This window comes from Corynebacterium mastitidis DSM 44356, assembly GCF_000375365.1.
GTDB classification, from domain to species: domain Bacteria; phylum Actinomycetota; class Actinomycetes; order Mycobacteriales; family Mycobacteriaceae; genus Corynebacterium; species Corynebacterium mastitidis.
Window position 1 is genome coordinate 212,204 of the sequence record NZ_AQXB01000004.1, and the last position, 23,412, is coordinate 235,615.

21 protein-coding genes, 1 tRNA gene, 1 other RNA gene and 2 pseudogenes are annotated in these 23,412 nt (G+C 67.6%); 14 read left to right on the top strand and 11 right to left on the bottom strand.

Going from position 1 to position 23,412, the window contains the following annotated elements:
• Nucleotides 1-16: 16 nt before the first annotated feature.
• The gene (locus tag B140_RS0106400) at nucleotides 17-691 is read right to left on the bottom strand and encodes a hypothetical protein (protein ID WP_156801678.1); all 675 of its coding nucleotides are present in this window, start codon (nucleotides 689-691) and stop codon (nucleotides 17-19) included.
• Between the two features lie 19 nt (nucleotides 692-710).
• Nucleotides 711-1,232: a PPA1309 family protein gene (locus B140_RS0106405; protein WP_018118531.1), complete on the bottom strand. Its 522-nt coding sequence runs from the start codon at nucleotides 1,230-1,232 to the stop codon at nucleotides 711-713.
• Between the two features lie 144 nt (nucleotides 1,233-1,376).
• Between B140_RS0106405 and B140_RS0106410 the strand changes: the two genes are divergently transcribed.
• Nucleotides 1,377-4,358 (top strand): UPF0182 family protein, encoded by a 2,982-nt coding sequence (locus B140_RS0106410; protein ID WP_026166076.1) that lies wholly within the window; start codon nucleotides 1,377-1,379, stop codon nucleotides 4,356-4,358.
• A 132-nt stretch (nucleotides 4,359-4,490) separates the two neighbouring features.
• Nucleotides 4,491-4,567, top strand: a tRNA-Met gene (locus tag B140_RS0106415).
• A 130-nt stretch (nucleotides 4,568-4,697) separates the two neighbouring features.
• Here B140_RS0106415 and B140_RS0106420 read toward each other — a convergent pair.
• Nucleotides 4,698-4,907 (bottom strand): hypothetical protein, encoded by a 210-nt coding sequence (locus tag B140_RS0106420; protein ID WP_018118534.1) that lies wholly within the window; start codon nucleotides 4,905-4,907, stop codon nucleotides 4,698-4,700.
• A 117-nt stretch (nucleotides 4,908-5,024) separates the two neighbouring features.
• On the opposite strand from B140_RS0106420, the gene B140_RS13330 reads away from it, so the two are divergent.
• A complete protein-coding gene (locus tag B140_RS13330) occupies nucleotides 5,025-5,687 on the top strand; it encodes a GNAT family N-acetyltransferase (RefSeq protein ID WP_244874401.1) in 663 nt (220 codons plus the stop codon).
• On the opposite strand, the gene B140_RS0106430 is transcribed toward B140_RS13330, so the two are convergent.
• Nucleotides 5,656-6,099: a hypothetical protein gene (locus B140_RS0106430; RefSeq protein WP_018118536.1), complete on the bottom strand. Its 444-nt coding sequence runs from the start codon at nucleotides 6,097-6,099 to the stop codon at nucleotides 5,656-5,658. The two genes, B140_RS13330 and B140_RS0106430, sit on opposite strands and share 32 nt — an antisense overlap.
• A gap of 517 nt (nucleotides 6,100-6,616) precedes the next feature.
• On the opposite strand from B140_RS0106430, the gene B140_RS0106435 reads away from it, so the two are divergent.
• Together B140_RS0106435 and B140_RS0106440 are read left to right on the top strand one after the other, a co-directional pair.
• Nucleotides 6,617-7,732, top strand: a complete 1,116-nt coding sequence (locus tag B140_RS0106435) for an esterase/lipase family protein (RefSeq protein ID WP_244874402.1) — start codon at nucleotides 6,617-6,619, stop codon at nucleotides 7,730-7,732.
• 288 nt (nucleotides 7,733-8,020) lie between these two features.
• Nucleotides 8,021-9,583, top strand: a complete 1,563-nt coding sequence (locus tag B140_RS0106440; RefSeq protein WP_018118538.1) for a glycoside hydrolase family 5 protein — start codon at nucleotides 8,021-8,023, stop codon at nucleotides 9,581-9,583.
• A 7-nt stretch (nucleotides 9,584-9,590) separates the two neighbouring features.
• Here the strand turns inward: B140_RS0106440 and B140_RS0106445 are convergent, their stop codons facing one another.
• Nucleotides 9,591-11,174, bottom strand: coding sequence for a succinic semialdehyde dehydrogenase (locus B140_RS0106445; protein WP_018118539.1), 1,584 nt, complete (start codon nucleotides 11,172-11,174; stop codon nucleotides 9,591-9,593).
• 49 nt (nucleotides 11,175-11,223) lie between these two features.
• Here B140_RS0106445 and B140_RS12145 point away from each other — a divergent pair.
• Nucleotides 11,224-11,993 (top strand): annotated as a pseudogene (locus B140_RS12145) (SDR family oxidoreductase).
• 82 nt (nucleotides 11,994-12,075) lie between these two features.
• Here the strand turns inward: B140_RS12145 and B140_RS0106455 are convergent.
• Nucleotides 12,076-13,686, bottom strand: a complete 1,611-nt coding sequence (locus B140_RS0106455; RefSeq protein WP_018118541.1) for an inorganic phosphate transporter — start codon at nucleotides 13,684-13,686, stop codon at nucleotides 12,076-12,078.
• Between the two features lie 176 nt (nucleotides 13,687-13,862).
• Complete coding sequence (locus tag B140_RS0106460; protein WP_018118542.1) at nucleotides 13,863-14,081, bottom strand: hypothetical protein; 219 nt, start codon at nucleotides 14,079-14,081, stop codon at nucleotides 13,863-13,865.
• Between the two features lie 273 nt (nucleotides 14,082-14,354).
• On the opposite strand from B140_RS0106460, the gene B140_RS0106465 reads away from it, so the two are divergent.
• Nucleotides 14,355-15,236 (top strand): GDSL-type esterase/lipase family protein, encoded by an 882-nt coding sequence (locus tag B140_RS0106465; RefSeq protein ID WP_018118543.1) that lies wholly within the window; start codon nucleotides 14,355-14,357, stop codon nucleotides 15,234-15,236.
• Between the two features lie 26 nt (nucleotides 15,237-15,262).
• On the opposite strand, the gene hisN is transcribed toward B140_RS0106465, so the two are convergent.
• Nucleotides 15,263-16,045: a histidinol-phosphatase gene (gene hisN, locus B140_RS0106470; protein ID WP_018118544.1), complete on the bottom strand. Its 783-nt coding sequence runs from the start codon at nucleotides 16,043-16,045 to the stop codon at nucleotides 15,263-15,265.
• On the bottom strand, nucleotides 16,038-16,901 hold the full coding sequence (locus B140_RS0106475; protein WP_018118545.1) for an inositol monophosphatase family protein: 864 nt from the start codon (nucleotides 16,899-16,901) through the stop codon (nucleotides 16,038-16,040). The genes hisN and B140_RS0106475 overlap by 8 nt, the downstream gene beginning before the upstream one ends.
• Nucleotides 16,902-17,002: 101 nt before the next feature.
• Between B140_RS0106475 and B140_RS0106480 the strand changes: the two genes are divergently transcribed.
• The 7 genes from B140_RS0106480 to ssrA all read left to right on the top strand — a co-directional run bounded on the left by B140_RS0106480 (nucleotide 17,003) and on the right by ssrA (nucleotide 21,690).
• Nucleotides 17,003-17,566, top strand: a complete 564-nt coding sequence (locus tag B140_RS0106480) for a hypothetical protein (RefSeq protein WP_018118546.1) — start codon at nucleotides 17,003-17,005, stop codon at nucleotides 17,564-17,566.
• A 6-nt stretch (nucleotides 17,567-17,572) separates the two neighbouring features.
• Nucleotides 17,573-18,676 (top strand): peptide chain release factor 2, encoded by a 1,104-nt coding sequence (prfB, locus tag B140_RS0106485; protein WP_018118547.1) that lies wholly within the window; start codon nucleotides 17,573-17,575, stop codon nucleotides 18,674-18,676.
• A gap of 94 nt (nucleotides 18,677-18,770) precedes the next feature.
• Nucleotides 18,771-19,460 (top strand): cell division ATP-binding protein FtsE, encoded by a 690-nt coding sequence (gene ftsE / locus B140_RS0106490; RefSeq protein WP_018118548.1) that lies wholly within the window; start codon nucleotides 18,771-18,773, stop codon nucleotides 19,458-19,460.
• A gap of 23 nt (nucleotides 19,461-19,483) precedes the next feature.
• Nucleotides 19,484-20,386, top strand: a complete 903-nt coding sequence (gene ftsX, locus B140_RS0106495; protein ID WP_018118549.1) for a permease-like cell division protein FtsX — start codon at nucleotides 19,484-19,486, stop codon at nucleotides 20,384-20,386.
• A 30-nt stretch (nucleotides 20,387-20,416) separates the two neighbouring features.
• Nucleotides 20,417-20,914, top strand: coding sequence for an SsrA-binding protein SmpB (smpB, locus tag B140_RS0106500; protein ID WP_018118550.1), 498 nt, complete (start codon nucleotides 20,417-20,419; stop codon nucleotides 20,912-20,914).
• Nucleotides 20,911-21,285 carry a DUF488 domain-containing protein gene (locus B140_RS0106505; protein WP_018118551.1) on the top strand — a complete coding sequence of 125 codons (375 nt, stop codon included), beginning with the start codon at nucleotides 20,911-20,913 and terminating at the stop codon, nucleotides 21,283-21,285. Before smpB ends, B140_RS0106505 begins: the two co-directional genes overlap by 4 nt.
• A 27-nt stretch (nucleotides 21,286-21,312) precedes the next feature.
• Nucleotides 21,313-21,690: a transfer-messenger RNA gene (gene ssrA / locus B140_RS13335) on the top strand.
• Between the two features lie 23 nt (nucleotides 21,691-21,713).
• On the opposite strand, the gene B140_RS14200 is transcribed toward ssrA, so the two are convergent.
• Complete coding sequence (locus B140_RS14200) at nucleotides 21,714-22,250, bottom strand: hypothetical protein (RefSeq protein WP_211208147.1); 537 nt, start codon at nucleotides 22,248-22,250, stop codon at nucleotides 21,714-21,716.
• Between the two features lie 31 nt (nucleotides 22,251-22,281).
• Nucleotides 22,282-23,076: pseudogene (gene rhuM, locus B140_RS14345) on the bottom strand (RhuM family protein); the annotation flags it as partial.
• Nucleotides 23,077-23,412 lie beyond the last annotated feature (336 nt).

The following is a 23,412-nucleotide window of genomic DNA, read 5'->3' on the forward strand; positions in this document are numbered from 1 at the left end:
CGCCCCGGGATCGCGCCTAGCCCTCCGCCGAATCCGTCTCCTCCGCGCTCGTCGGCGCGGCGGACTCCGTGGTGGCGGGCTCGGTGCCGGGGGCCTCCTCGGCGTCGGCAAGCCCCAGCTCCACGATCCGCTTCTCCGGGTCCACCTTGTCCGAGGAGACGAGCTGCTGCATTACCAGCCCCTTCTTGTTATCCACCACGGTGATCACGGCGGAGGTGCCCAGCGTGGACCACCCCACCACGATGTCCCCGGTATCGCGCATGACGTGCGAGCTGCGCAGCTGCGTGAGCTGCTGGGTGCTGGAGGTGGCCTTGGCGGAGGAGTCGTAGAACTGGAACTGGCCTATCCCCGGCCCGGAGCACTCGTGGGACCCCTCGAGTCCGTTGGGGGTGCAGGACTCGAACTTCTCGAAGAGCTCCGCCGGGGCCAGGGAGGCGTAGGTCGCCGCCACCTGCTTGAGGGCCTCGGACTCCTTGTCTGCCTTGGTGGGGGAGTGCGTGGTCGCCGCGGCCGAGGTCTCCTCGGAAACAGCCTGAGCAGTCTGGGCGCTCTGCGTGGCCTCGGCGGGGGAGTCCGGCTCCGCCGACTCGGAGGAACAGGCGGCGATCCCCAGCCCGGCGGCGAGGACGAGGGGGAGGGCCCTCCACGGGCGGCTGGTGCGGCGCACGGCATCGTCTCCTCGGGTGCTCACGGTGTTGACGCTCCTTATATTAGACATCCAGGGCGCCCGGGTCCTGATCCAGCCCGTAGCGCAGGGCCACGATCACCTCGGGGGCCACGGAGTCGCCCCCGCGCAGCTCCACCTGGTCGTCGGCAAAGCGCCCGGCGGCCTTACTCTCCGCCTCGGTGGGGCGGCGCTGCACCAGGGTCAGCTCCTCCCCGCTGCGCAGCACCCCGGAGAACAGGCGTGCCTGCCGGGCCGGGGAGTCCGCGCCCTCGGCGGTATCGCGGAAGCGGATCTCCTGGGCCAGGATCACCCCGGCCACCTGGGGCGGCCAGGCGATCCGGGAGAGGTAGTCCGCCAGCTCGGCGGAGCCGGGGGCGATGCCGGGCAGGCTATCCTGCACCACGAGCGTCAGGGGGGAGTCCTCGGCGTCGTCCACGTGCTCGGGGATCAGCTCGCTGGGCACGAGCCCGAACAGGGTGGGCGGGGCGTCCCACCCCTCGGCGTGGATGAAGTCCACGGCCTCCATCATGGCGCGATTGAGTGCTTGCTGGGGCTTCGCGGGCATGGGTTCCTTACTGGGGTCGTCGGGGAGCGCGGGCGCGCCGCGTGTGGCCAGGTGTGTTTCTCCTTCCGTATGGTAGGAGACTACGCGTATATCTCGTAATACACGCTGTCATCGGCATGAATAAAATACGGTAAGGAGCCCACGTTGGCGAACGCTTTTTCCCCGCCTTCCGCCCCCCGCAAGCGTCCCCCCAGGACAATAGGCTGGATCGTTGGCGTCCTCGCCTTCGTGGTCATGCTTGCCCCCATCCTGGTGGGGTTTTACACGGATTGGCTGTGGTTCGGTGAGGTGGACTTCCGGGGGGTGTTCTCCACCGTCCTCGTCGCCCGCATCGTGCTCTTCGCTCTCTTCGGCCTGGTGGCGGCGGCCATCACCTGGGCCGCCGGGTACTTCACCTGGCGCTACCGCCCGCGCGACCTGTACGGGCATGACCTCAACTCCCCCGTGCACCAGTACCGCAAGCTCATGGAGCGGTCCGTGCGCGGCCTGCTGCTCGTCATCCCCGTGTTCGTGGGCATCCTGGCGGGCTTCGTGGGGCAGAGCACCTGGCGCACCGCGCTGCTGTTCCTCAACCGCGCGCCCTTCGGCGTGGAGGACCCGCAGTTCGGCAAGGACCTCGGCTTCTACGCCTTCGACCTGCCGCTGCTCAACATCGCGGCCTCCGCGCTGTCGCTGCTGCTCGTCATCGCCTTCCTCGTCTCGGCGGTGGGCTCCTACCTGCTCGGCGGGATTCGCCTGGGCAACCAGGCGGCCGGGCTCAAGGGGCAGATCACCCGCGCCACCCGGGTGCAGCTCTCGGTGATCGCGGGCCTGTGGATGCTGGTCAAGGTGCTCGGCTACTGGCTGGAGCGCTACGCCCTGATGAACAACTCCAACGAGACGTTCACGGGCGCCAGCTACACGGACATCAACGCCCACCTGCCCGCCCGCATCATCCTCATGATTATCTCGCTGGTGGTGGCCTTCGCCTTCTTCTCCGCCGTGGTGCTCAAGGACCTGCGCATTCCCGCCCTGGGTGCGGTGCTGCTGCTCGTCTCCTCGCTGACTATCGGCACGGCCTGGCCGCTGCTCATGGAGCGCTTCTCCGTCAACCCCAACCGCGAGGCCAAGGAGCGCGAGTTCATCGCCCGCAACATCGAGGCCACGCGCCAGGCCTACGGGCTGACGGACGATAAGGTCACCTACCTGGACAACTGGGGCGCGGACGGTGCCAGCGATGAGAAGGTGGCGGCGGACGAGGCCACCATCTCCAACATCCGCCTGCTGGACCCGGACGTGCTCAGCCCCACCTTCACCCAGCAGCAACAGCTCCGCAACTTCTACGGCTTCCCGGAGACGCTCTCGGTGGACCGCTACTCCGTGGACGGCCAGATGCGCGATTACGTGGTGGCGGCCCGCGAGCTGAACCCGAACTCCCTGCGGGAGAACCAGGCGGGGTGGATCAACCGGCACACGGTGTACACCCACGGCAACGGGTTCATCGCCGCCCCGGCGAACAAGGTGGACGAGGTGGCCCGGGACGTGGGCTCCACGCGCGGCGGCTACCCGGTGTACACCGTGTCCGACCTGCAATCCAACGCCTCCGGCAACAGCGACGCGGAGAAGCTGGGCATGAAGGTGGACCAGCCGCGCATCTACTTCGGCCCCGTCATCGCCTCCGCGAACGACGGCGCGGACTACGCCATCGTGGGCGATACTGGCAACGGCCCCGTGGAGTATGACACCGACGACCAGAGCTACACCTACTCCGGCCGGGGCGGCGTGGACGTGGGCAACTGGGCCAACCGCGCGGCCTTTGCCCTGAAGTACCAGGAGATGAACCTCATTCTCTCCGACCGCGTGGGCTCGGACTCCAAGATCCTCTTCGACCGCGACCCCCGCCAGCGCGTGGAGAAGGTGGCCCCCTGGCTGACCACGGACTCCAAGACCTACCCCGCCGTGATCGACGGCCGCGTGAAGTGGATCGTGGACGGCTACACCACCCTGGATTCCCTGCCGTACTCCACGCGCACCTCGCTGCAAAACGTCACCGAGGATGCCCTGACCCCCGACGGCACCACCCAGCGCCTCATCAACAACGAGGTGGGCTACATCCGCAACTCCGTCAAGGCCACCGTGGACGCCTACGACGGCACCGTGGAGCTGTACGAGTTCGACACCGAGGACCCGGTGCTCAAGGCGTGGCGGGGCGTGTTCCCTGACGCGGTGAAGCCCCACTCCGAGATCAGCGAGGAGCTGCGCGAGCACCTGCGCTACCCGGAGGATCTGTTCAAGGTGCAGCGCGAGCTGCTGGCCCGCTACCACGTGGACGACCCGCATGTGTTCTTCACCAACGATGCCTTCTGGTCCGTGCCCGCCGATCCCACCGACGACAGCGGCAAGGAACTGCCCCAGCCCCCGTATCACATCGTGGCGGCCGATCCCAAGACCGGCAGGCCGGCCTTCCAGCTGATTACGCCCTTCCGCGGCCTGCAGCGGCACTTCCTCTCCGCGCACATGACGGCCACCTCCGACCCGGAGAACTACGGGCACATCACGGTGCGCGTGCTACCCACGGACACGCTCACGCAGGGCCCGCGCCTGGTGCAGGACACGATGTCCTCCTCGGACCAGATCTCGCGGGATCGCACCCTGTGGGAGGGCACCAACGACCTCAAGGACGGCAACCTGCTCACCCTGCCGGTGGGCGGGGGAGAGATCCTGTACGTGGAGCCGCTGTACTCCCAGCGCAAGAACCAGGACTCCGCCTTCCCGAAGCTGCTGCGCGTGCTGGTGAGCTACAAGGGCTCCATCGGCTACGCGCCCACGATCTCCGAGGCGCTGACGCAGGTGGGCATCGACCCGCACGCGGCGCAGGAGATCCGCGAGGTGGACGGCGACGCCGACGCCGCCGGGGAGAAGGGGGCCTCGGAGTCCGCGCAGGCCGAGCAGAGGGAGAAGGAGGCCACGCCGACTCCCCCGGCGAGCGGCTCGGGCTCCGAGGGCGAGGCCATCGAGAAGATCAACGACGCCCTGCGCAAGCTCGAGGGCGCCCGGGACGGTTCCTTCGAGGAGTACGGCAAGGCGCTTGACGAGCTGGATCGCGCGGTGGAGGGGTACCGCGCCGCCGAGGGGACGGACTCCTAGGCCCGCAGCGCGGGACACGCTCGCTCCCTGCTGGCCGCTTTCTTGCGGTGAGCAGGGAGTTTGTTCTTTATGGGGGTTGTGCGTATAGTTCTTACACGTCGCCAAGGCGGCGCGATACTGAAAAGTATTCGACGCGGGGTGGAGCAGCTCGGTAGCTCGCTGGGCTCATAACCCAGAGGTCGTAGGTTCGAATCCTGCCCCCGCTACCATGTCAAAGAATCCCCCGGGACTTCGGTCCCGGGGGATTCTTGCGTGCCGGGGGAGGGGTACGGCGCACACGGACTCCCCGGCGGACGCGAGCGCCTTGCGCCCTGCCCGCCCCGCGTGCCGTGGCCCCCTTTAGGCCTCCGGGCGCTCGGACTGGTCCCGGTTCCTGGCCTGGACAACGATCGCGGAGGCGGCGCTGACCGAGAGGAAGCCCATGAGCATGGTGAGCGGGGAGAAGAACGCCTGGCCGACGTTGCCGTCCATGACGAGGAGCGAGGTGAGGAACGCGATGAACCATGAGGCGAGGAGCATGAGGAGGCGTCCGCGCGTGCTTGTGGGCATAAGTTTCTCCTAGTCTGTGTTGGTCTGCCGTCGAGGCTACCAATGCCGGGGCGTGAGCGCCGGGCGGGGCGGGGCCGCGCCGTCCAGCCGAATCGCAGAACCCCTATCCTGGGCACCATGCCGCTGATCCTGCGCCTCCCCGTGGCCGCCTACGAGGCCCGGGTCCGTGAACTCAACGTCCTGTGCTCCACCGAGCGGTTCGACTTCCTGGCCGGAGTGGGGGTGCTCGGCGCGGGCCCGTGCCCCTCAACCCGGGCGTGGCGGGGGAACCGGAGCAACGCGGACTGGGCGGACTTCCTCGGCAGCGTCATGCGCTTTCACGAGGGTGTCGGCCTGCCCGAGGGGTGGCCTCCTACGGATTTTCTTCTCGCGGAGGTTTGGGGCGAGGGGGACGGAAGGGGCGGCGGCCCGGTCGTCGTCGGGCGCGCGTCCGTCCGGTACGGGCTGACCGAGGAGCTGCTGAACCACGGCGGCCACATCGGCTACGCCGTGGCGCCGGAGTTTCGGCGCCGGGGCTATGCCACCGAGATCCTTCGCCAGACGCTGGTTCTTCTGTACTCCAGGGGCGTTCGCCGCGCGCTGCTCGTGTGCGACGACGATAACGCCGGCTCCGCCCGCGTCATCGAGGCCAACGGGGGAGTCCTGGAGGATCGGCGCCGCTGCCCGGGAGGTGGCCCCCTGAAGCGGCGCTACTGGATTCCCCTCGGGCGGGGGCCGCGTCCCGATGCCACCGCCGGGACGCGGAGTATTAATGGATGCCGCGGGCCGCGATGCGCATAATGCGCTCCCCGTAATCCCGCCCCTGATCGATCCTCGTCTGCCATTGGCTGCGGTTCACGGGCTTATCCCTCTTATCCCGTGGGCTTATCCAGGCATCTCTTTCGAGGAGTTTTTCTACCAGTTCGTCGTAGGCGGCAAGAAATGCGTCGGGGTCTTTCTCGGGGATCGTGACGTCCCCAAGCGCCCGCGCCACGCCGCTCATGTTCATGCCGAATCCGGGAGGATAGGTCTTTCCCTCGAGAAGGATCTTTCCGTCATCCTTGCGCATTGTGACGATAATCCCGGAGCTATCCCCGAGGTCCAGGGACGGCCCGGTGAAGCATTCGTCCAGGATGGTGACCTTATCCCCCGCGTCGAGGGACTTGGGCAGTAGGGTGGTGAGGAACCTGGTTGAGTTTTCTTCCGTGGTCATTTTTCCCCTTGTGGTTATTCTTTTATTTCCCTCATTTTAGGTTTCCTTGTTGCGTGGCGCAAGGATCGGTTCGGCTCGTGTTCGAGCCACATCGGGCCCGCCTATCGGATCGCGGCGGCGGCAATGTTATTCCTATTTATCGCCGTGGGATGAGGGGGTAAATAGGGAATTAAAGTGGCTATTTATTTCGCTTGTGCGCAATTGGGGCAATGCCGGGGTCCCCCCTGTCGCCGGGTCGGGCCAGGGAGGGGGGTGGAGCGGGACCGCCCCCGCCTCGCACTGCGCCGCCCCAGGTCGGGCAGGTCTGCAATCTTAAGGGGGTCGGGAGTGAATCCCGCACGCTAAGTCTCACACTCCGTATATAATCGCTCGGGCGGCCATAAAGTCCACCTTTCCTATATAAAATGATATATACCATACTTCACGCGCTTTTTACTGCAGGCTACCCTGGTCTAACATCTGGTGTGGATACTCTGTTGTGTCCATCGCTTCTATCTGGGAAGGTGTAATTAGACCTGTGAAGTTCTTAAAAGCATCCGCCGCGTGTGTCGCGGCGCTGGGCCTGGCCCTCGGCGTAAGTGGCGCACCTGCACTGGCGGCTCCGGGCTCGAGTGATCAGCAGCCGGTCGGCGGCGACGCGGTCCTGGACTGGACCGGCATGGGCCCGCACGGCCCCCGCGCGCACGACTTCATCGACGTGATGAAGAACCAGGGCATGACGGAGGACATTAGCCCCCTGGGTTCCAACGTGTCCTGCGTTCCGGCGGAGGGGGAGAACCCGGTCATCCTGCTGCACGGCCTGAACTCCAACTCCTATCAGACCTTCGCGGCCATGGCCCCGGACCTCGCGGGCATGGGCAAGTGCGTCTACGCCTTTAACGTGGGCAAGCTGCCGGGCACCCCCACCCCGGACGGCAGCTCCGTCCTGGGGTCGATCCCCACCTTCCGGGCGATGGCCCCGATCAACGATTCGATCGATCAGATCAGCCGGAAGATCGACCAGGTCAAGGCCATGACCGGGGCCAGCGAGGTGGACATGGTGGGTCACTCCGCGGGCGCCACCATCGCCACCGCGTACGCCAAGCGGGTGCATGGCGAGGGCGTGGGCACCATCGTCTCCATCGCGGGCGTGCTGCACGGCACCACCCTGCTGGGCACCTCGTACGGGCTGAACAAGCTGAACGCCATCGGCGGCATGGGGGATCTTGCCACCGCGCTGATCGCCAGCCCCAGCGTGCGCGACCTCCTGCCGCACAGCGAGTTCAACGAGTGGTTCCAGGAGGGCGGCATCGAGGTTCCCGGCGTCAATTACGTCTCCATCTCCACGCGCTTTGACGAGGCGGTCACCCCGACGTCGGCGAGCCAGTACACCGCTGCCGGCGCCCGGAACTACGTGCTGCAGGACGGCTGCTCCCTCGACGCCTCGGAGCACCTGGGTATCACGTTCTCTCCCCGCGCCATCGCCCTGACCGCCAACTCCCTGGGGCGCGAGGTCGAGGTCCCCTGCGTCCCGGTCACGGCCTCCTCGGATAACAGCTCCCCGGAGGTCGGGTCGGTCAACGTTCCCACCCTGCCCGGGGTGTCGGAGGGCTTTAGCCCGGTGGACGAGCTGTCCTCTCGGCTCTCCTCGTAGGCGGCATTGTTCGGGGGAGGGCGAGGCGGGCGCGCAATGTCATGCGCCCATGCCGCGCCCTTTATTCTTTTTTGGATATAAACCTTATCGACCTAAAGGGAACTTTTGGAGGGGCGGGCGGGGTAAGAAAGTACCCTTGTTTCGGGGTGTGTAGACGGTATAATTTTTCCCAAAAGGTATGGAAAGTTCGATGATAATGGGCACCGCGTTCTAGATATTTGTCCCATATCGCGGAATTATGATTATCTTTCTGGACTTCCCGGGAATTTACGGTAAGGAAGCATTGCAATGTCTCGTTTCAAGCGCAGGGGGCTGGCCGTCGCGGTGTGCTGCGGCCTGCTCTCCCTGACCCCCGTCCAGGCCCTCGCGCAGGGGCACGCCCCGGAGCAGCCCCCGGCCCCGGAGAGGGCCGCCCACGAGACCCAGGCCACCCCCGCCCAGCCCAGCATCACCCAGCGCGGCCCCATCGAGCAGCACGGCCGCTGGTACACCGACGGCGACGGCCGCGCCTTCCTTACCGCCGGGGTCAACATGGTGTACAAGCACGATCCCTACACGGCGGAGGCCGCGGGCTTCGACGCGGAGGACGCCCAGTGGCTGCAGGACAACGGCTTCGATTCCGTGCGTCTGGGCATCATGTGGAAGGCGGTGGAGCCGCAGCCGGGCGTCTACGACGACGCCTACCTGGAGTCCATCGCGCGCACCGTGGACGAGCTGAGCGCGCGGGGCATCGCCGTGCTCATCGACGCCCACCAGGACATGTACAACGAGAGGTTCGAGGGCGAGTTCGCCCCGGACTGGGCCGTGATCGACGACGGCCTCCCGAGCCTGCTCAAGGCCGGTTTCCCCACGAACCAGGCCGTGAACATCGGCCTGCTGCGCGCCTATGATAACTTCCTGAGCAACGCCCCCGGCCCGGGCGGGGTGGGCCTGCAGGACCGCTACGCGGCGATGTGGGGGCACGTGGCCGGGTACTTCCAGGGCCGCCCCGGGATCATGGGGTACGACGTGATGAACGAGCCCTGGCCGGGCTCGGCCTACCCGCTGTGCTACCTCACGCTGGGGGACTGCGGGGAGGCCACGGGGAGGCTCGACGCCCTGCACGAGAAGGCGGCCCGCGCCATGGTCGAGGCCGATCCCCGCGCCATCGTGCACTACGAGCCCTACTCGATGTGGAACACCGGGATCGATACCCGCCCGGCCCGCCCGGCCAGCGCCCCGCAAGCGTCGTTGAGCTGGCACGTGTACTGCACCACCAACGCCCTGTTCGGTTCCTACGCGGGCTGCGACCTGCCGGACTCCCTCACCTTTGACAACGCGGAGAGGACCGCGGCGGCGCAGGGGAGCGCGCTGCTGCTGAGCGAGTTCGGCGCCACGGATGACGCCGCCACGCTTGGCGGGGTGATCGGCAGGGCGCGCGAGCGCCTGATCGGCTGGCAGTACTGGTCCTACTGCGGGTGCGACGACCCCACCACGCAGAACCAGCGCGAGCAGGGGATCGTGGCGGACCCCACCGTCCCCGGCCCGGTGACCGCCGACGCCGTGAACGCGGACAAGCTGGCGATCCTGGCGGCCCCGCACGTCCGCGCCGTGGCGGGCACCCCCGCCGAGGCCCACTGGGACGCCCAGGCCCGCACCTACGTCACCTCCTGGGACGCCGCGCGGGTGGACGGCCAGGGCAGCTTTGCCCCCGGAGCCGTGAGCGAGATCGCGGTTCCGGCCGCCAACTTCCCCGCCGGGTACACCGCCGAGGTCGCCGGCGGCCGGGTGGTCTCGGAGCCGAACGCCACCAGGCTGCTGGTGGAGTCCACCGGGGAGGAGCCGGTCACGGTCACGGTGCGCCCCAGGTAAGAGCCGCCTAGCGCATGGTTCGGGTGATCTTCCCGAAGCGCAGCAGGCCGCTCATCACGGCGGCGTAGGCGCGGCGGGGCAGCCGACGCGGCCCCTGCAGCGTCATGAACCGCTGCTGGGCGATGGTCTGGGCGTCGGTGTACTTGGTGATGCCCTCGTCGCCGTGCCGGTGCGCCATGCCGGACTCCTTCACCCCGCCGATGGGGGAGTCGTAGGAGGCCCAGCCCGCGGAGAAGCCGTCGTTGATGTTCACCGAGCCCGCCTCGATGCGGGGCGCGGTGGCCCAGCCGGTGGCGGGCGCGGCAAAGACGCTGGAGTTGAGCCCGTAGGCGGTGTCGTTGCACAGCTCGATGGCCTCGTCCAGGCTGGACACCCGCTCGATGTAGATCACCGGGCCAAAGACCTCCTCGCGCCGGAGCCGGGCGCCCTCGGGGACGTCGGCAAGCACGGTGGGTTCGTAGAAGTAGGGGCCGAGGTCGGGGCGCTCCCTGCCGCCGGTGAGCACGGTGGCGCCGAGGCTGCGGGCGTCCTCGACGTAGGAGCGCACGGTGTCGAGCTGCTTTTGGGAGGCGAGCGAGCCCATCTGGACGTCCCAGCCGAAGCCCGCGCCGAGCCTGGTTGCGGCCACCCGGCGGGTGAAGGCCTCGGTGAACTCCTCGTAGACGGCGTCCTCCACGTAGATGCGCTCGATGGAGACGCAGAGCTGCCCCGAGTTGGCCAGGCAGCCCAGGACGGCGGAGTCGAGGGACTTCTCGATGTTCGCGTCGCGGGCCACGATCATGGGGTTCTTGCCGCCGAGCTCCGCGGAGTAGCCGATGAGCCGCCGCCCGCAGATCTCCCCGAGGGTCTTGCCGGTGGCGGTGGAGCCGGTGAACATGAGGTAGTCGCAGCGCTGCGCGATGGCGGTGCCCACCACCCGCCCGGAGCCGGTGACCACCTGGAGCACGTCCTCTGGGAGGCCCGCCCGCTCGAGCAGGTCCAGGCAGGCGAGCAGACAAAAGGGGGTGGTGGAGTCCGGCTTGGCCACCACCGCGTTGCCCGCCATGATCGCGGCGATGGCGTCGGAAACGCCCAGGGTCAGGGGGTAGTTCCACGGGCTGATCTGGCCCACCACACCCTTGGGGCGGTGGTAGGTGTAGGTCTTGGTGAGGAACGGCACGGCGCCCCACCTGCGCTGCGGGGAGAGGAGCCTGCCCGCGCTGAGCGCGTAGTGCCGGGCGTTGATGGCGATGTCAAGGACCTCGTCGAGGGCCGAGGTGCGGTTCTTGCCCGTCTCGAGCTGCGCGATGTCCATGAGGAGGCCGCGGTTGCTTAAGACGAGGTCGTGGAACCGCAGCAGGATCGCGCGGCGCTGCTTAAAGGAGGTGCGGGCCCAGGATCGCTGCGCCGCGCGCGCCCGCTCGAAGGCGGCGTCCACGTCCTCCTCGTTGGCCGTGGGCACCCACCCTAGGTCGGCCCCGGTGAAGGGGTTTTCCACGGTAAGGCGGGGGCGGTCGGGGGTAGTGCGGAGGCGGGCGCTGACGGTCAGGGCGCGCAGCCGGGCGGCTAGGTCCTCGGGGAGGGGCTGGTCGAAGCGGATTTTATGGTGCATGACACAAAATCGTACATCGTGTGATCTGCGTTTGCTATAGTGTGGTTCCATGCAGAAAAGTATTTTTATTTCGGGCGGCGCCGCGGGTATCGGGCGCCAGGTAGCGCTGCGTTTTGCCGCGAGGGATGGATAGTGGGCGTGTACGACCGCGACGAGAAGGCGCTCGCCGCGCTCCGGGAGGAACACCCGGAGATCGTCACCGGCCCGTTGGACGTCACGGACGCCGGGCAGTGGGAGGCGGCCCTGGCGGCCTTTACCTCCCACACCGGCGGCAGGCTGGACGTGCTGGATAACAACGCGGGCATCATCGGGGACGGGGACATCGTGGACCAGGACCCCGCCCTCATCGCCGCGCAGAACAACGTCAACTGCACCGGGGCGGTCCTGGGGGCGCGGGCCGCGCACCGCTACCTCAAGGCCACCAGGGGCTCCCACCTGGTGAACATGGGCTCGGCCTCCGCCATCTACGGCCAGCCGCACATCACCCCGTACTCCGCCTCCAAGTTCTACATCACGGGGCTGACCGAGGCCCTGGACCTGGAGTGGCGTGGAGACGGCATCCGCGTGGTGGGCCTCATGCCGCTGTGGGTCAAGACGAAGCTGGCGGACGTGGAGGCCGCCTCCACCAAGCGGCTGGGGGTTCGGATCACCCCGGAGCAGGTGGCGGAGACGGTGTGGAAGGCCGTCAACCCCCGGAACGCGATCGAGCGGCGGCGGCTCTTTTACTCGGTGTCCGCCCCGGACCTGGCGTTTCGTTACCTGCGCCGCCTAGCCCCGCAGCCGCTGGCGCGGCTGGTCAACATGTTCGCCGCGGGCTAGCCCCGGCGCATCCCCCTATACACGCCGACGCCGCGCGGAGCCGGACAACCAGGTCCGGCCCGCGCGGCGTCGCGGTGCTGGCCTAGAAGATCGCCTGCAGGATCACCACGCCCACGGCGCCCACACCGGCGGCGGCGGGAATGGTGATGACCCAGGCCAGGGCGATGGGTCGCATGAGCTTCCAGTTGGCGGCCTTGTTCACCAGGCCCACGCCGAGCACCGCGCCGATGAGGATGTGCGTGGAGGAAACAGGCAGCCCCAGCAGGGAGGCGCCCATGACCACCGCGGCGGCGGCCAGCTCGGCGGAGAAGCCGGAGGCCGGGTGCATCTTGGTCAGCCCCGTGCCCACGGTGACGATCACGGTGCGGCCGATGAACCAGAGGCCGCACACCAGCGCGATGCCGCAGGCCAGCAGCAGCGGCGCGGGCACCTCGGCCTTGGCGTTGATGTCCCCGGTCTTGAGCACGTCGAGCACGGCGGCGAACGGACCCACGGCGTTGGCGATGTCGTTGGAGCCGTGGGAGAACGCGAAGGCGGCGGCGGTAAACACCTGGAGCCAGGAGAAGAGCAGGAAGGTGGAGCGGTCGAGGTCGTGGCGCTTGAGCGCGCGGGCGAAGATGAACACCGCCATCCACACCGCGGCCCCGATCATGCCCATGATGAGGAAGTTGCCCACGTTGTCGATGCCCAGGTGCAGGTTCTTCAGCCCCTTGAACAGCATCATGGCGCTGATGATGATGGCGCCGAAGGCCGCGAGGAAGGGCACCCAGCGCTCCAGGGCGCGGTGGGATTCCACGTCGTTGGCCTTGGCCTCGATGTCGTAGAGCTCGCGGTAGTACTCGGATTCCAGGTCCTCGCGGTTGTAGTCGCCGCGCTGGGTGGTCACGGCGTCGCGCGCCATGGCGTTGGTGTAGGCGATCTGCTGGAGCTCGCTGAGGCGCTCGAAGGACTCCTTGTGGCGGTTCTTCAGTGCAAAGCGCTCCTGCTTGATCTCGCGCAGCTTGCGGTCCGCCTCCTCGTTGTACACGAGGATGCCGCGCTTGATCGCGCCAAAGAGCAGGTAGGCGGCCACGCCGCCGAGCACGGGGGAGAGGAACCAGGAGATCACGATCTGCCCGATCTGATCCCACTGCACCATCTCCCAGCCGCCGCTGTGGTCGCGGAAGCCCACGCACAGGGCCGCGCCCACGATGCCGCCGATGATGGAGTGGGTGGTGGACACCGGCCAGCCCATGCGGGTGGCCACGAGGAGCCAGAGGGCCGCGCCGAGGAGCGAGGACATCATGATGTACACGAAGGTCATCGGCTCCATCGAGCTATCCAGGTCCACGATCCCGGAGCGCACCGTCTCGGTGACGTCGCCTCCGGCGAGGATCGCGCCGCCCACCTCAAAGACTGCGGCGATCATCAGCGCCTGCTTCATGGTCAGCGTTCCGGCGCCCACGGAGGTGCCAAAGGAGTTGGCTACGTCGTTGCCGCCGATGTTGAAGGCCATGAAGAAGCCAAAGACGATGGTCAGGATGAGCACCGCGTAGTGGATGGACTGGTTGACCTCGCCGATCGCCCAGAACACGAAGGTGCCAAAGGTGACCGCCAGCAGGAGGCCAAAGGAAAGGTGCCACCATTTATCGCTGGTAGCCTGCGCCGCCGGGGCATCGCTAGGAGCGCCGGTCGTAGTCGCCGCGTCAGACATATGGATGAGGGTCCTCAGGTAGAACGAACATGCGTAGGTTGTGCGCGCTCGCGGGCGGCGAGGGCGCCGTGCGCCCGCGCCGCGCACGGCGAACATCTACGTTATAGCGGGCCAAGGTGAACGCAGAGTTAACCAAAAAAGAAATATGGGGAGGGTGTGGCGCGGGGTGCCGGGGCCTAGAAGATCTTGACCACGCGGGAGGTGATGGGGATGAGGTGCTCGAGGAAGTGCAGGACGTCGCCGGCGGGGGAGCCCTCCGCCTGGCTCGCGCTGGGCTGGGGAGTCTCCCGCTGGGGGTGCTCCGTCGGGGCGGAGCTGGCCCCCGCGCTCAGGGCGCTGGTTGCGATGGCGGCGGAGGCGAGTGCGGCGGCGATGCTCGTGCGGGAGATCTTCATGATGCGTCTTTCGCTGCGTGGGGCGTCACGGTTCGTTCCTTCATCAATGTGGCCCCGAGTCTAGGGCGGCAAGGGGGAGCGGTTCAATGCCCGTGGGACAGTTCGGGACGAAGTGATACCCCCTTATGGGGGTGGTGTGCGGCGGGGAGGGGCCGCGTCCCAGGTGGCGCGGTGTGGCACGTGTGGGTTGTGGTGCAAAAGTATATGGGTGGGGCGGATTGCGGGGTGGGTACTAGGATGGGGCGCGTGATAAAGCTCCTTTCCTCAAGCGCAATGACCCGTGCCCGCGCTCGCGGCCGCAGGTGGCTGCTCGGCGCCGTCGCCGGGGCCACGGTGGCGGTCCCGGCCCTGGCCGCGCCGGTGGCACCGACGGCCCAGGCGGCCCCGGCGGGCAACATCGTGACGCTGGGCGATTCCTTCACCGCCAACCCCTCGGCGCTGTACAAGAACTTCGGCGGCGTGGTGCCGGGCCTCGTGCCCGCGGACTACCCCAACCAGGAGGGCTGCCTGCAGGCCCCGGACAACTGGCCCCGCCTGCTCGGCTCCCAGGTGGGCGCCCCGGTGGCGGACTGGTCCTGCACCGCGCAGACCTCCCGGACCATGTTGGGGCGTCTGGACCGGGCCATCGCCACCGGGGACCTGCACCCCGGCACACGGGCCGTGGTCATGGCCATCGGCATGAATAACTTTGGCCCCTTCGGGGTCAAGGACGGCACCAACCCGCTGGACGGGCCGAGCCACCGGCAGGCCTTCCTCGACGACATGCGCGCCGCCGCCGAGCGCATCCGCGCGGTGGCCCCCGGAGCGAAGATCGTGCTCTCCGGCATGCCCTCGGTGTCCACGGGCCCCTCGTTCTGCGCGGTGAACATCCACCCGGATAACCCCGGGCTCCTGCCGGAGGGGCTGCACATCCCGCTGCTGGGTCAGGTGGAGGACGAGAACTCCGAGCGCCAGGCCCAGGCCGCCGCGGACAACGGCATGGCCTTCGTGAACCTGCGGGACGCCACCCGGGAGAACGGCACCTGCGCGCCCAAGGACTCCGAGCGCATGGTGGCGGGCATCGTGGACGTCACCAGCCCGCAGTGGAACATCGTGTTCCACCCCACCATCGTGGGGTCGCGGTACATGGCGGAGCAGATCGCCCCGCACGTCTAGGGTTCTCCCGCCGGAGGGGCGTTCCTCTATCCCCCGGTACCCCGCAGCGCCGCCAGCACGTCCTCGTGCAGGATGCCGTTGGTGGCCACCGCGTTACCCCCGTGGGGGCCCTCCTTCCCGGAGAGCGAGGTGAATCGGCCCCCGGCCTCGGTGACCAGGCAGGACAGCGCGGCGAGGTCCCACAGGGAGACCTCCGGCTCGGCGGCGATGTCCACCGCCCCCTCCGCCACGAGGCAGTAGGAAAAGAAGTCCCCGTAGCCGCGCAGCCGCCAGGTGCGTTCGGTCAGCGCCAGGAAGGGATCGCGCAGGCCCCGCTGGGTCCAGCCCTCCAGGGAAGAGAAGGAGAGCGAGGCGTCGCGCAGGTCGCTGACCTGGGAGGCCCGCACGCGGGTGGGACTCCCGCCCGCGAAGGTGCGCCACGCGCCGTGGCCTTCGGCCGCGTACCAGCGGCGGGCCAGGGCGGGGGCGGAGACCACGCCCACGCTCGGGTGGCCGTCGATCAGCAGGCTAATCAGCGTGGCCCACACGGGCACCCCGCGCACGTAGTTCTTGGTGCCGTCGATGGGGTCGATCACCCACTGCCGCCCGTGGAAGGCCACGCTGCCGCCGAACTCCTCTCCCAGCACCGCGTCCTCCGGGCGGTGGGCGGCCAGCAGGGAGCGCAGCTCCTGCTCGCAGGCCAGGTCGGCGTCGCTCACCGGGGTCATGTCCGGCTTGGCGCTCACGGCGAGGTCGGCGGCCTCGAAGCGGTCCAGGGTCAGCGCGTCGGCGGCGTCGGCTAGGCGCAGCGCCAGCTCCAGGTCAGTCACGGTAGTCCTCCAGTATCCCGGCGATGTCCGCCACGGCGGCGGGGTTGCCCGCCACGCACCAGGTCACCCCTCCGGCCTCCACCTCGGCGGTGGCCCCACCCGCGCCCTCCACGAGGGCCTTGCCGGGCAGCCAGTCCCAGGCGGGCACGCTGTGCTGTATCCAGGCGCCCAGGGTCCCGTCGGCCACCCCGGCGAGGTCCACCGAGCCGGCGCCGAGCATGCGCAGCGTGGCGGCCCCCTGCGCCACGGACTCCCAGGCCCCGCGCACCCCCGGCCGCGCCATCCACGTGGGGTGCAGGTAGGTGGCCAGGCTGACCTCCCCGAGGGGGTGGGGGGCCAGGGCCGCCACCTCGGCGTCGTCGCGGGTCGTGGCGCGCCCGGGGCCGCCGCACCAGGTGTATCCCATCGCGGGGCGGTGCACCGCGCCGAGCAGCAGGCGGCGCGGGGAGCGCGGCTCGCCCTCGACGAGCGCCAGGGCGGAGCACCAGTAGTCGGACCCGGAGGCGAAGTTGTACGTGCCGTCCACGGGGTCGATGACCCAGGTGCGGCCGCTGCGGGGCTTGCGCGCCGCCCCCTCCTCGCCCAGCAGGCCGTCCTCGGGCCGGATCAGCTCCAAGACCCGGGCGATGAAGCCCTCGGCGGCGCGGTCGGCGTCGGTGACCACGTCCGTGCGGGAGGTCTTATAGTCGGTTGTTACCCCGGACTCGCGCATGCGCCAGGCCAGGCGCCCGGCGTTGAACACGAGGGCGGTGGCCAGGCGCTCGTCGGGGTCCTCGGCGTGGGCCACCGCGAAGGTCTTGGCGAGGGCGGCCACCATGTCATCCAGGTTGGCGGGCGTTTCTGTGGGGTCGGTCATGCTTCTATTTGTACTAGCGGTTCGGGCTGCTGTGCGTTGCGACGCCCACCGCGCCCCGCCTATTCCTTGACGGTGCGTGGGGCAGGGGAGAGGATGTGGGCATGACTCTTGTCTTTGTTTTTGTTGGGGTCCTCATCTACTGGGGCACGCCGGTGGTCGTGGCGGCGGCGCTGCTGTACGCCTATCGACGCCGCGAGGCCAGCGCCCCCGTGCGGTGGGACTCCGGCAGGGGGCCGGGGTGGGGCGTGATCATGCTGTTTTCCCTGCTGGCCGGGGTGGCATGGATGGCGGTCTGGTATAGCTGGGGCGGAGGCCCCGGGCACAACCAGTATCCGCACTGGCAGGTTGCCTGCTCGGCGGTGTGCATCGCGGCCTCCACGGCGGGGCTGGGCTGGTGGGCGCGCTGGCGGCTCAGTGGGCCGCTGGCCGCGGTTGTGGGCTCGGTGGCGGGGGTCTGCGCGGTGTTCGCCGCGGTGGGGGCCCGGGAGGACGATACCGGCCTGTGGGCGGCGGGCATGCTGCTTCTCATGTGGTGTGCGGGCGTGGGGCTGTTCCTGGTGGCCTCGGTGGTCTCGGGGATTCACGCGTATGGGACGCGGGGATGCTCGCAAGAAGGTGCCGCCCACGGGGCAAAGCGGGAAGGTCCACCGCAGCCGGTAGAATAGGCGACCATGCGACCGGAGATTACGTCAGACCTTCAGGACCTTGATTCCACGCTCACCACGATCGAGCGGGTCATGGACCCCGAGGAGATGGCAACGCGCGTCCGCGAGCTGGAGGCGCAGGCCGCCGATCCGGGGCTGTGGGACGACCCGGACCACGCGCAGTCCGTGACCACGGAGCTGTCCAACGTGCAGGCCCGCCTGCGTCGGCTCTCGGACCTGCGCGGCCGCCTGGACGATCTGCCGGTGATGTACGAGCTGGCGGAGGAGGAAGAGGAGGGCCTGGCGCTGGCGGACGAGGAGCGCGCCGAGCTGCGCGAGGCCATCGAGTCCCTCGAGGTCAAGACCATGCTCTCCGGCGAGTACGACGCCCGCGAGGCGGTCATCAACATCCGCTCGGGCGCGGGCGGGGTGGACGCGGCGGACTGGGCGGAGATGCTCATGCGCATGTATATCCGCTGGGCGGAGAAGAACGGGCACTCCGTGGACGTGTATGACATCTCCTATGCGGAGGAGGCGGGGATCAAGTCCGCCACCTTCGTGGTGCACGGGGATTACCTGTACGGCCAGCTCTCGGTGGAGCAGGGCGCGCACCGCCTGGTGCGCATTAGCCCCTTCGACAACCAGGGGCGCCGCCAGACCTCGTTTGCGGAGGTGGAGGTGCTGCCGGTGGTGGAGCAGACGGACCACATCGACATCCCGGAGGCCGACGTGCGCGTGGACGTCTACCGCTCCTCCGGCCCCGGCGGGCAGTCGGTGAACACCACGGACTCCGCGGTGCGCCTCACGCACATCCCCACGGGCATCGTGGTGACCTGCCAGAACGAGAAGTCGCAGATTCAGAACCGCGCCTCGGCCATGCGGGTGTTGCAGGCCAAGCTGCTGGAGCGCAAGCGCCAGGAGGAGCGCGCGGAGCTGGACGCCCTGGGCGCGGGCGGCAACGCCTCCTGGGGCAACCAGATGCGCTCGTACGTGCTGCACCCCTATCAGATGGTCAAGGACCTGCGCACCGGCTACGAGGTGGGCGATCCCTCCAAGGTGCTCGACGGCGACATCGACGGCCTGCTGGAGTCCGGCATCCGCTGGCGCATGGCGCAGCAGGAGGGGGAGTAGACGGTATGGTGCGGGGCCGTCGCGCACCGCGCCGTTCTTTCACACCCGCCACAGGCGTTTCCTATGTCCTGGGAGTTCGCTAGAATCATCAAGCGTGATTACGTTCGACTCCGTCACCAAGGTCTACAAGACCTCCACCCGGCCTGCGCTGAATAACATCTCGCTGCAGATCCAGCCGGGGGAGTTCGTATTCCTCATCGGCCCCTCCGGCTCGGGCAAGTCCACTTTCCTCGAGCTGCTGATCCGGGAGGAGACGCTGACCTCCGGCAACCTGCATGTGGGCTCCTTCCACGTGAACAAGCTGCGCGGCAAGCAGGTCAACGAGCTGCGCCGCAGCATCGGCTACGTGTTCCAGGACTTCCGCCTGCTGCCCAAGATGACGGTGTATGACAACGTGGCGTTCGCCCTCGAGGTGATCGGCACCAAGCGCCGCGAGATCGAGAAGTCCGTGCCGGAGACCCTGGAGCTGGTGGGGCTGGCCGCCAAGGCCAACCGCATGCCCGGCGAGCTGTCCGGCGGCGAGCAGCAGCGCGTGGCCATTGCCCGGGCCTTCGTGAACAGGCCGCAGGTGCTGCTTGCCGACGAGCCCACCGGCAACCTCGACCCCGATACCTCGGACGGGATCATGAACCTGCTCACGCTGATTAACCGCACCGGCACCACCGTGATCGCCTCCACCCACAACGCCCGCGCCGTCAACGACATGCGCCGCCGCGTGATCGAGCTGAAGCTCGGTGACCTGGTGCGCGATGACGCCCACGGCGTGTACGGCGAGTCCCACTAGCGCGAGAGGAATAAGGCATAGCCATGAACACCGGATTCGTGCTGCGCGAGGCATTCAAGGGCCTTGGCCGCAACATCACCATGACCGTCGCGCTGGTGATTACCACCGCGATCTCCCTGGCCCTGCTGGCCACCGGCTTCCTGGTCACCCACATGACCTCGGAGACCAAGCAGATCTACCTGGATCGCGTGGAGGTGATGATCCAGCTCGACGAGGACATCTCCGGCAGCGATTCCGACTGCTCCTCCGAGGACTGCAAGGAGGTCTTAGACGCCCTCGACGGCGCCGAGGGCGTGGAGTCCGTGACCTTCCGCTCCCGCGAGCAGTCCTACGAGCGCTTCGTGGAGGTGTTCAAGGACACCGACCCCGAGCTGGTCAAGGAGACCGACGAGGACGCCCTGCCCGCCGCCCTGCACGTTCGCCTGACGGACCCGCTGGACACCACCCCGCTGGAGGCGGTGGAGGACATGCCGCAGGTGGCCGAGATCGTGGACCAGGTGGACGACCTGCGCGGGGCCACCGACAACCTGGACTCCGTGCGCAACGCCACCTTCCTGCTCGCCGCCGTGCAGGCCATCGCCGCGATCTTCCTCATCGCCAACATGGTGCAGATCGCCGCGTACAACCGCCGCGACGAGATGGCCATCATGCGCATGGTGGGCGCCTCGCGCTGGTACACCCAGGCCCCCTTCGTCCTGGAGGCCGTGGCCGCCACGCTCATGGGCGCGGCCTTTTCCACCCTGGGCCTGTTCCTGGGCAAGGCCTTCGTGGTGGACAAGGCCCTGTCCGGGCTGTACGACGCCCGCCTCATCGCCCCGGTGACCAGCTCGGACATCTGGGTGGTCCTCCCCGGCGTGGTGCTCGTGGGCATCGTCTTTGCGGCCCTGACCGCGCAGGTCACGCTGCGGGCCTACGTGCGCAAGTAGGCGCCCCTCCGGGGTAGCATGGCAGGAACTATGGCCAAAAAGAAGAAGAAAAAGGTGGTGGGCGGCGCCGGGGTCATCGCCAGCAATCGCAAGGCCCGGCACGATTACACCATCCTGGAAACGTACGAGTGCGGCATCGCGCTCGTGGGCACGGAGGTGAAGTCCCTGCGGGAGGGCAAGGCGTCGCTCGTGGAGGCCTTCGCCACCGTGGACGACGGCGAGGTGTGGCTGCGCCACCTCCACATCCCGGAGTACTCACGCGGCTCCTGGACCAACCATTCCCCGCGCCGCGTGCGCAAGCTCCTGCTGCATCGCCGCGAGATCGACTCGATCATGGGCAAGGTGCGCGACGGGCGCAAGACCCTTGTCCCGCTCTCCCTCTACTTCAAGGACGGGCGGCTCAAGGTGGAGCTGGGGCTCGCCGAGGGTAAGCAGGCCTACGACAAGCGCCAGGCGATCAAGCGGCGCACCGAGGAGCGCGAGATCGTGCGCGACCTGGGCCGCAAGATCAAGGGCGTGCATGCGTGACGGCCCGCCCGGTGAAGGTCCACGACCTGCTGAGCGGGCGCGTCGACGCCCCGGGCGTGCGGGTGCTGGTGGACCGCCTCTGGCCCCGTGGGGTGGCCAAGAACGACCTCGCCTATGACCTCTGGCTTGGCGGGGCGGCCCCGAGCGCCGAGCTGCGGCGATGGTTTGGGCATGAGCCACGGCGCTTCGAGGAGTTCCGCTGCCGCTACGAGGAGGAGCTAAACGCGGGAAACGATGACGTGACGCGGCTGCGCGGGCTTGCCGACGAGGGGGACGTGGCGTTGCTCTTTGCCGCGCGGGATAGCTGGCACAATCACGCGGTGGTGCTGGCGCGGTGGCTTGCCAGCCGTGGCGGCCACACGGTAAAGTAGCCGGAACCGCATACCCGATTTGCGCGAGGGGCCGATTTTTGGTTTCGACTCCGTGAATGTCACCAGGGGAAGCGTGCCGGTGCAGGCTAGAGACCACCGTTAAGCGTCGTAGCACACTGATAAGCGCCGAGAACACTCAGCGCGACTACGCCCTCGCTGCCTAATAGCGAGCGCGTGTCTGTCAGCCCGGGGTGCGTCCCTGCCCCGGATCCTGGCATCGACTAAGGGACTTGCCGTGAGGCCGCGTCGGCGGGGCCTCACGGGACTCCTACCGCCGACTGGGCTCATCGTCTGGACGCGTTCGTCCGATCCAGAGAGCCGAGTAGGGATTCCGCGCGAACTGCGCACGGAGAAGCCCTGGTGAGGTCGCGGAGGACCCGGGTTCGATTCCCGGCGGCTCCACACTGCCCCCTGAACAGCGTCGCTGCTCAGGGGGTATTTTTCTTGCTTTCATGCCTCTGACCAGTGGGTATGGCAAGTGAGCGATGGCGTGCAGTAATGTGCAATGAAGCACATTCGGACCCCATTTTTACCCCACAACCCCACGATAGCCCCACATCTGCCCCACGCACTCCCCACACCACCGGCCCACCGCGACCTGGGGGAGCGCAGATTTTTGAACCCGAGACAGGGGCACCCGCATGGTTCAGCGGCGCTCCTTCGCCGGGAGATCCTCGTTCGGGGGAACGCCGGTTGAGGCGCAAACGCAGGGGATAAGAGAGGTTAGTGCTTGCGGCGCGGGCTAAGGCGCTGTCGATCCGCGAGTATTTGTCGTTCAATCTCCTGGAGCCGCAGCAGATCTTCCTCGCCAGGCGATTCTCCTCAGGCACGCGGCGTTGAGCATCGTAGATCGCATACCGCTCTTCCGCTAGGGCTTTGGCTTGCTGCATGGTGATGCGCCCGGAGTCGGTGAGCGCTTGGTAGGCGTTGAACTCGATGAACTGATCTGCTTTGTTCAGCCACATGGTCCATGTGCGTCACTATGCGGCGTTTTGCTTGAGACTCTGCGAAGTCGAGAAACTGCGAGACCAAGCGGTTGAGTTCCTCTAGTTCCTCATGGGTGAGATAGTTCTTGGCGGTGGCGATGTCTTTCTTGCGTACCTGGTTGCCTGACTAGGTAGTGAGTCCTAAATTGTCCGCGGTAGGCTCGCATCTAGTGGCGATGATCTCACTGGTGGTCTGTCCGGTGATGGCGTAGTGCAACTTATTCTGCATGGTCTGGAAGAACCGAGTTGCTTGTGGGCTGTCCTTGTTGTAGTCGTCGCAGAGGGCAAGGATGTCTCGTAGCTTCTGGTAGAGCCGCTTTTCCGAGGAACGGATGTCCCGGATGCGCGCCAGCAGCTCGTCAAAGTAATCCAGGCCCCGGGGGTCCTTGAGCTTCTCGTCGTTCATGGCGAAGCCCTTGACGAGGTATTCGGTGAGGACCTCGGTGGCCCAGGTGCGGAATTGGTTACCGCGGGGACCACGGACGCGGTATCCGACGGCGAGGATCGCGTCGAGGTTGTAATGGTTCATCGTACGGGTGACGTCGCGGTCACCCTCGGATCGAACTCTCCGGATTTTCCGGATAGTTCGATCCATGCTCAGCTCGTTATCTGAGTAGATTCCTTTGAGATGCTCGCTGATGGTTTTGATGGAGACACCGAAAAGGTCTGCGATCTCCGCCTGCGTCATCCATACGCTTCCCTCGATGACGCGGAGATGAACCTCGGTACGGTTATCCTCGGTGCGGTAGATAACGAACTCACCACGGGAGTCGTGGTAGTGCTCGGGGGCTGTCCCTGGGGGCATGGGGTCTCCTGGTGACTGATCGTGACGCGGAGTGTTTTAGCAACGATGGTTGCTAAGGTTTCTACCGATTCTATTGTCTCGCGGTGCAGGGCAGAGAGCGGGAGAAGGCGGGGCCTAACGCTCCTGGCCTGCAACGGTAGGAGGTCGGTGGGCATACATGGTCCGTATGGGCCGTGAACCACGCGGAACTGTTCTTCTGCTTTAAGAGAGCGTTCGATCGCGCTATATAGCCCCCTGAACAGCGTTGCTGCTCAGGAGGTATTTTTCGTGCGGAGGCGCGCGCAGCACGGCCCCGGTAACCCCACCAACCCAAGATTCATGGGGGTATCCCCGTGC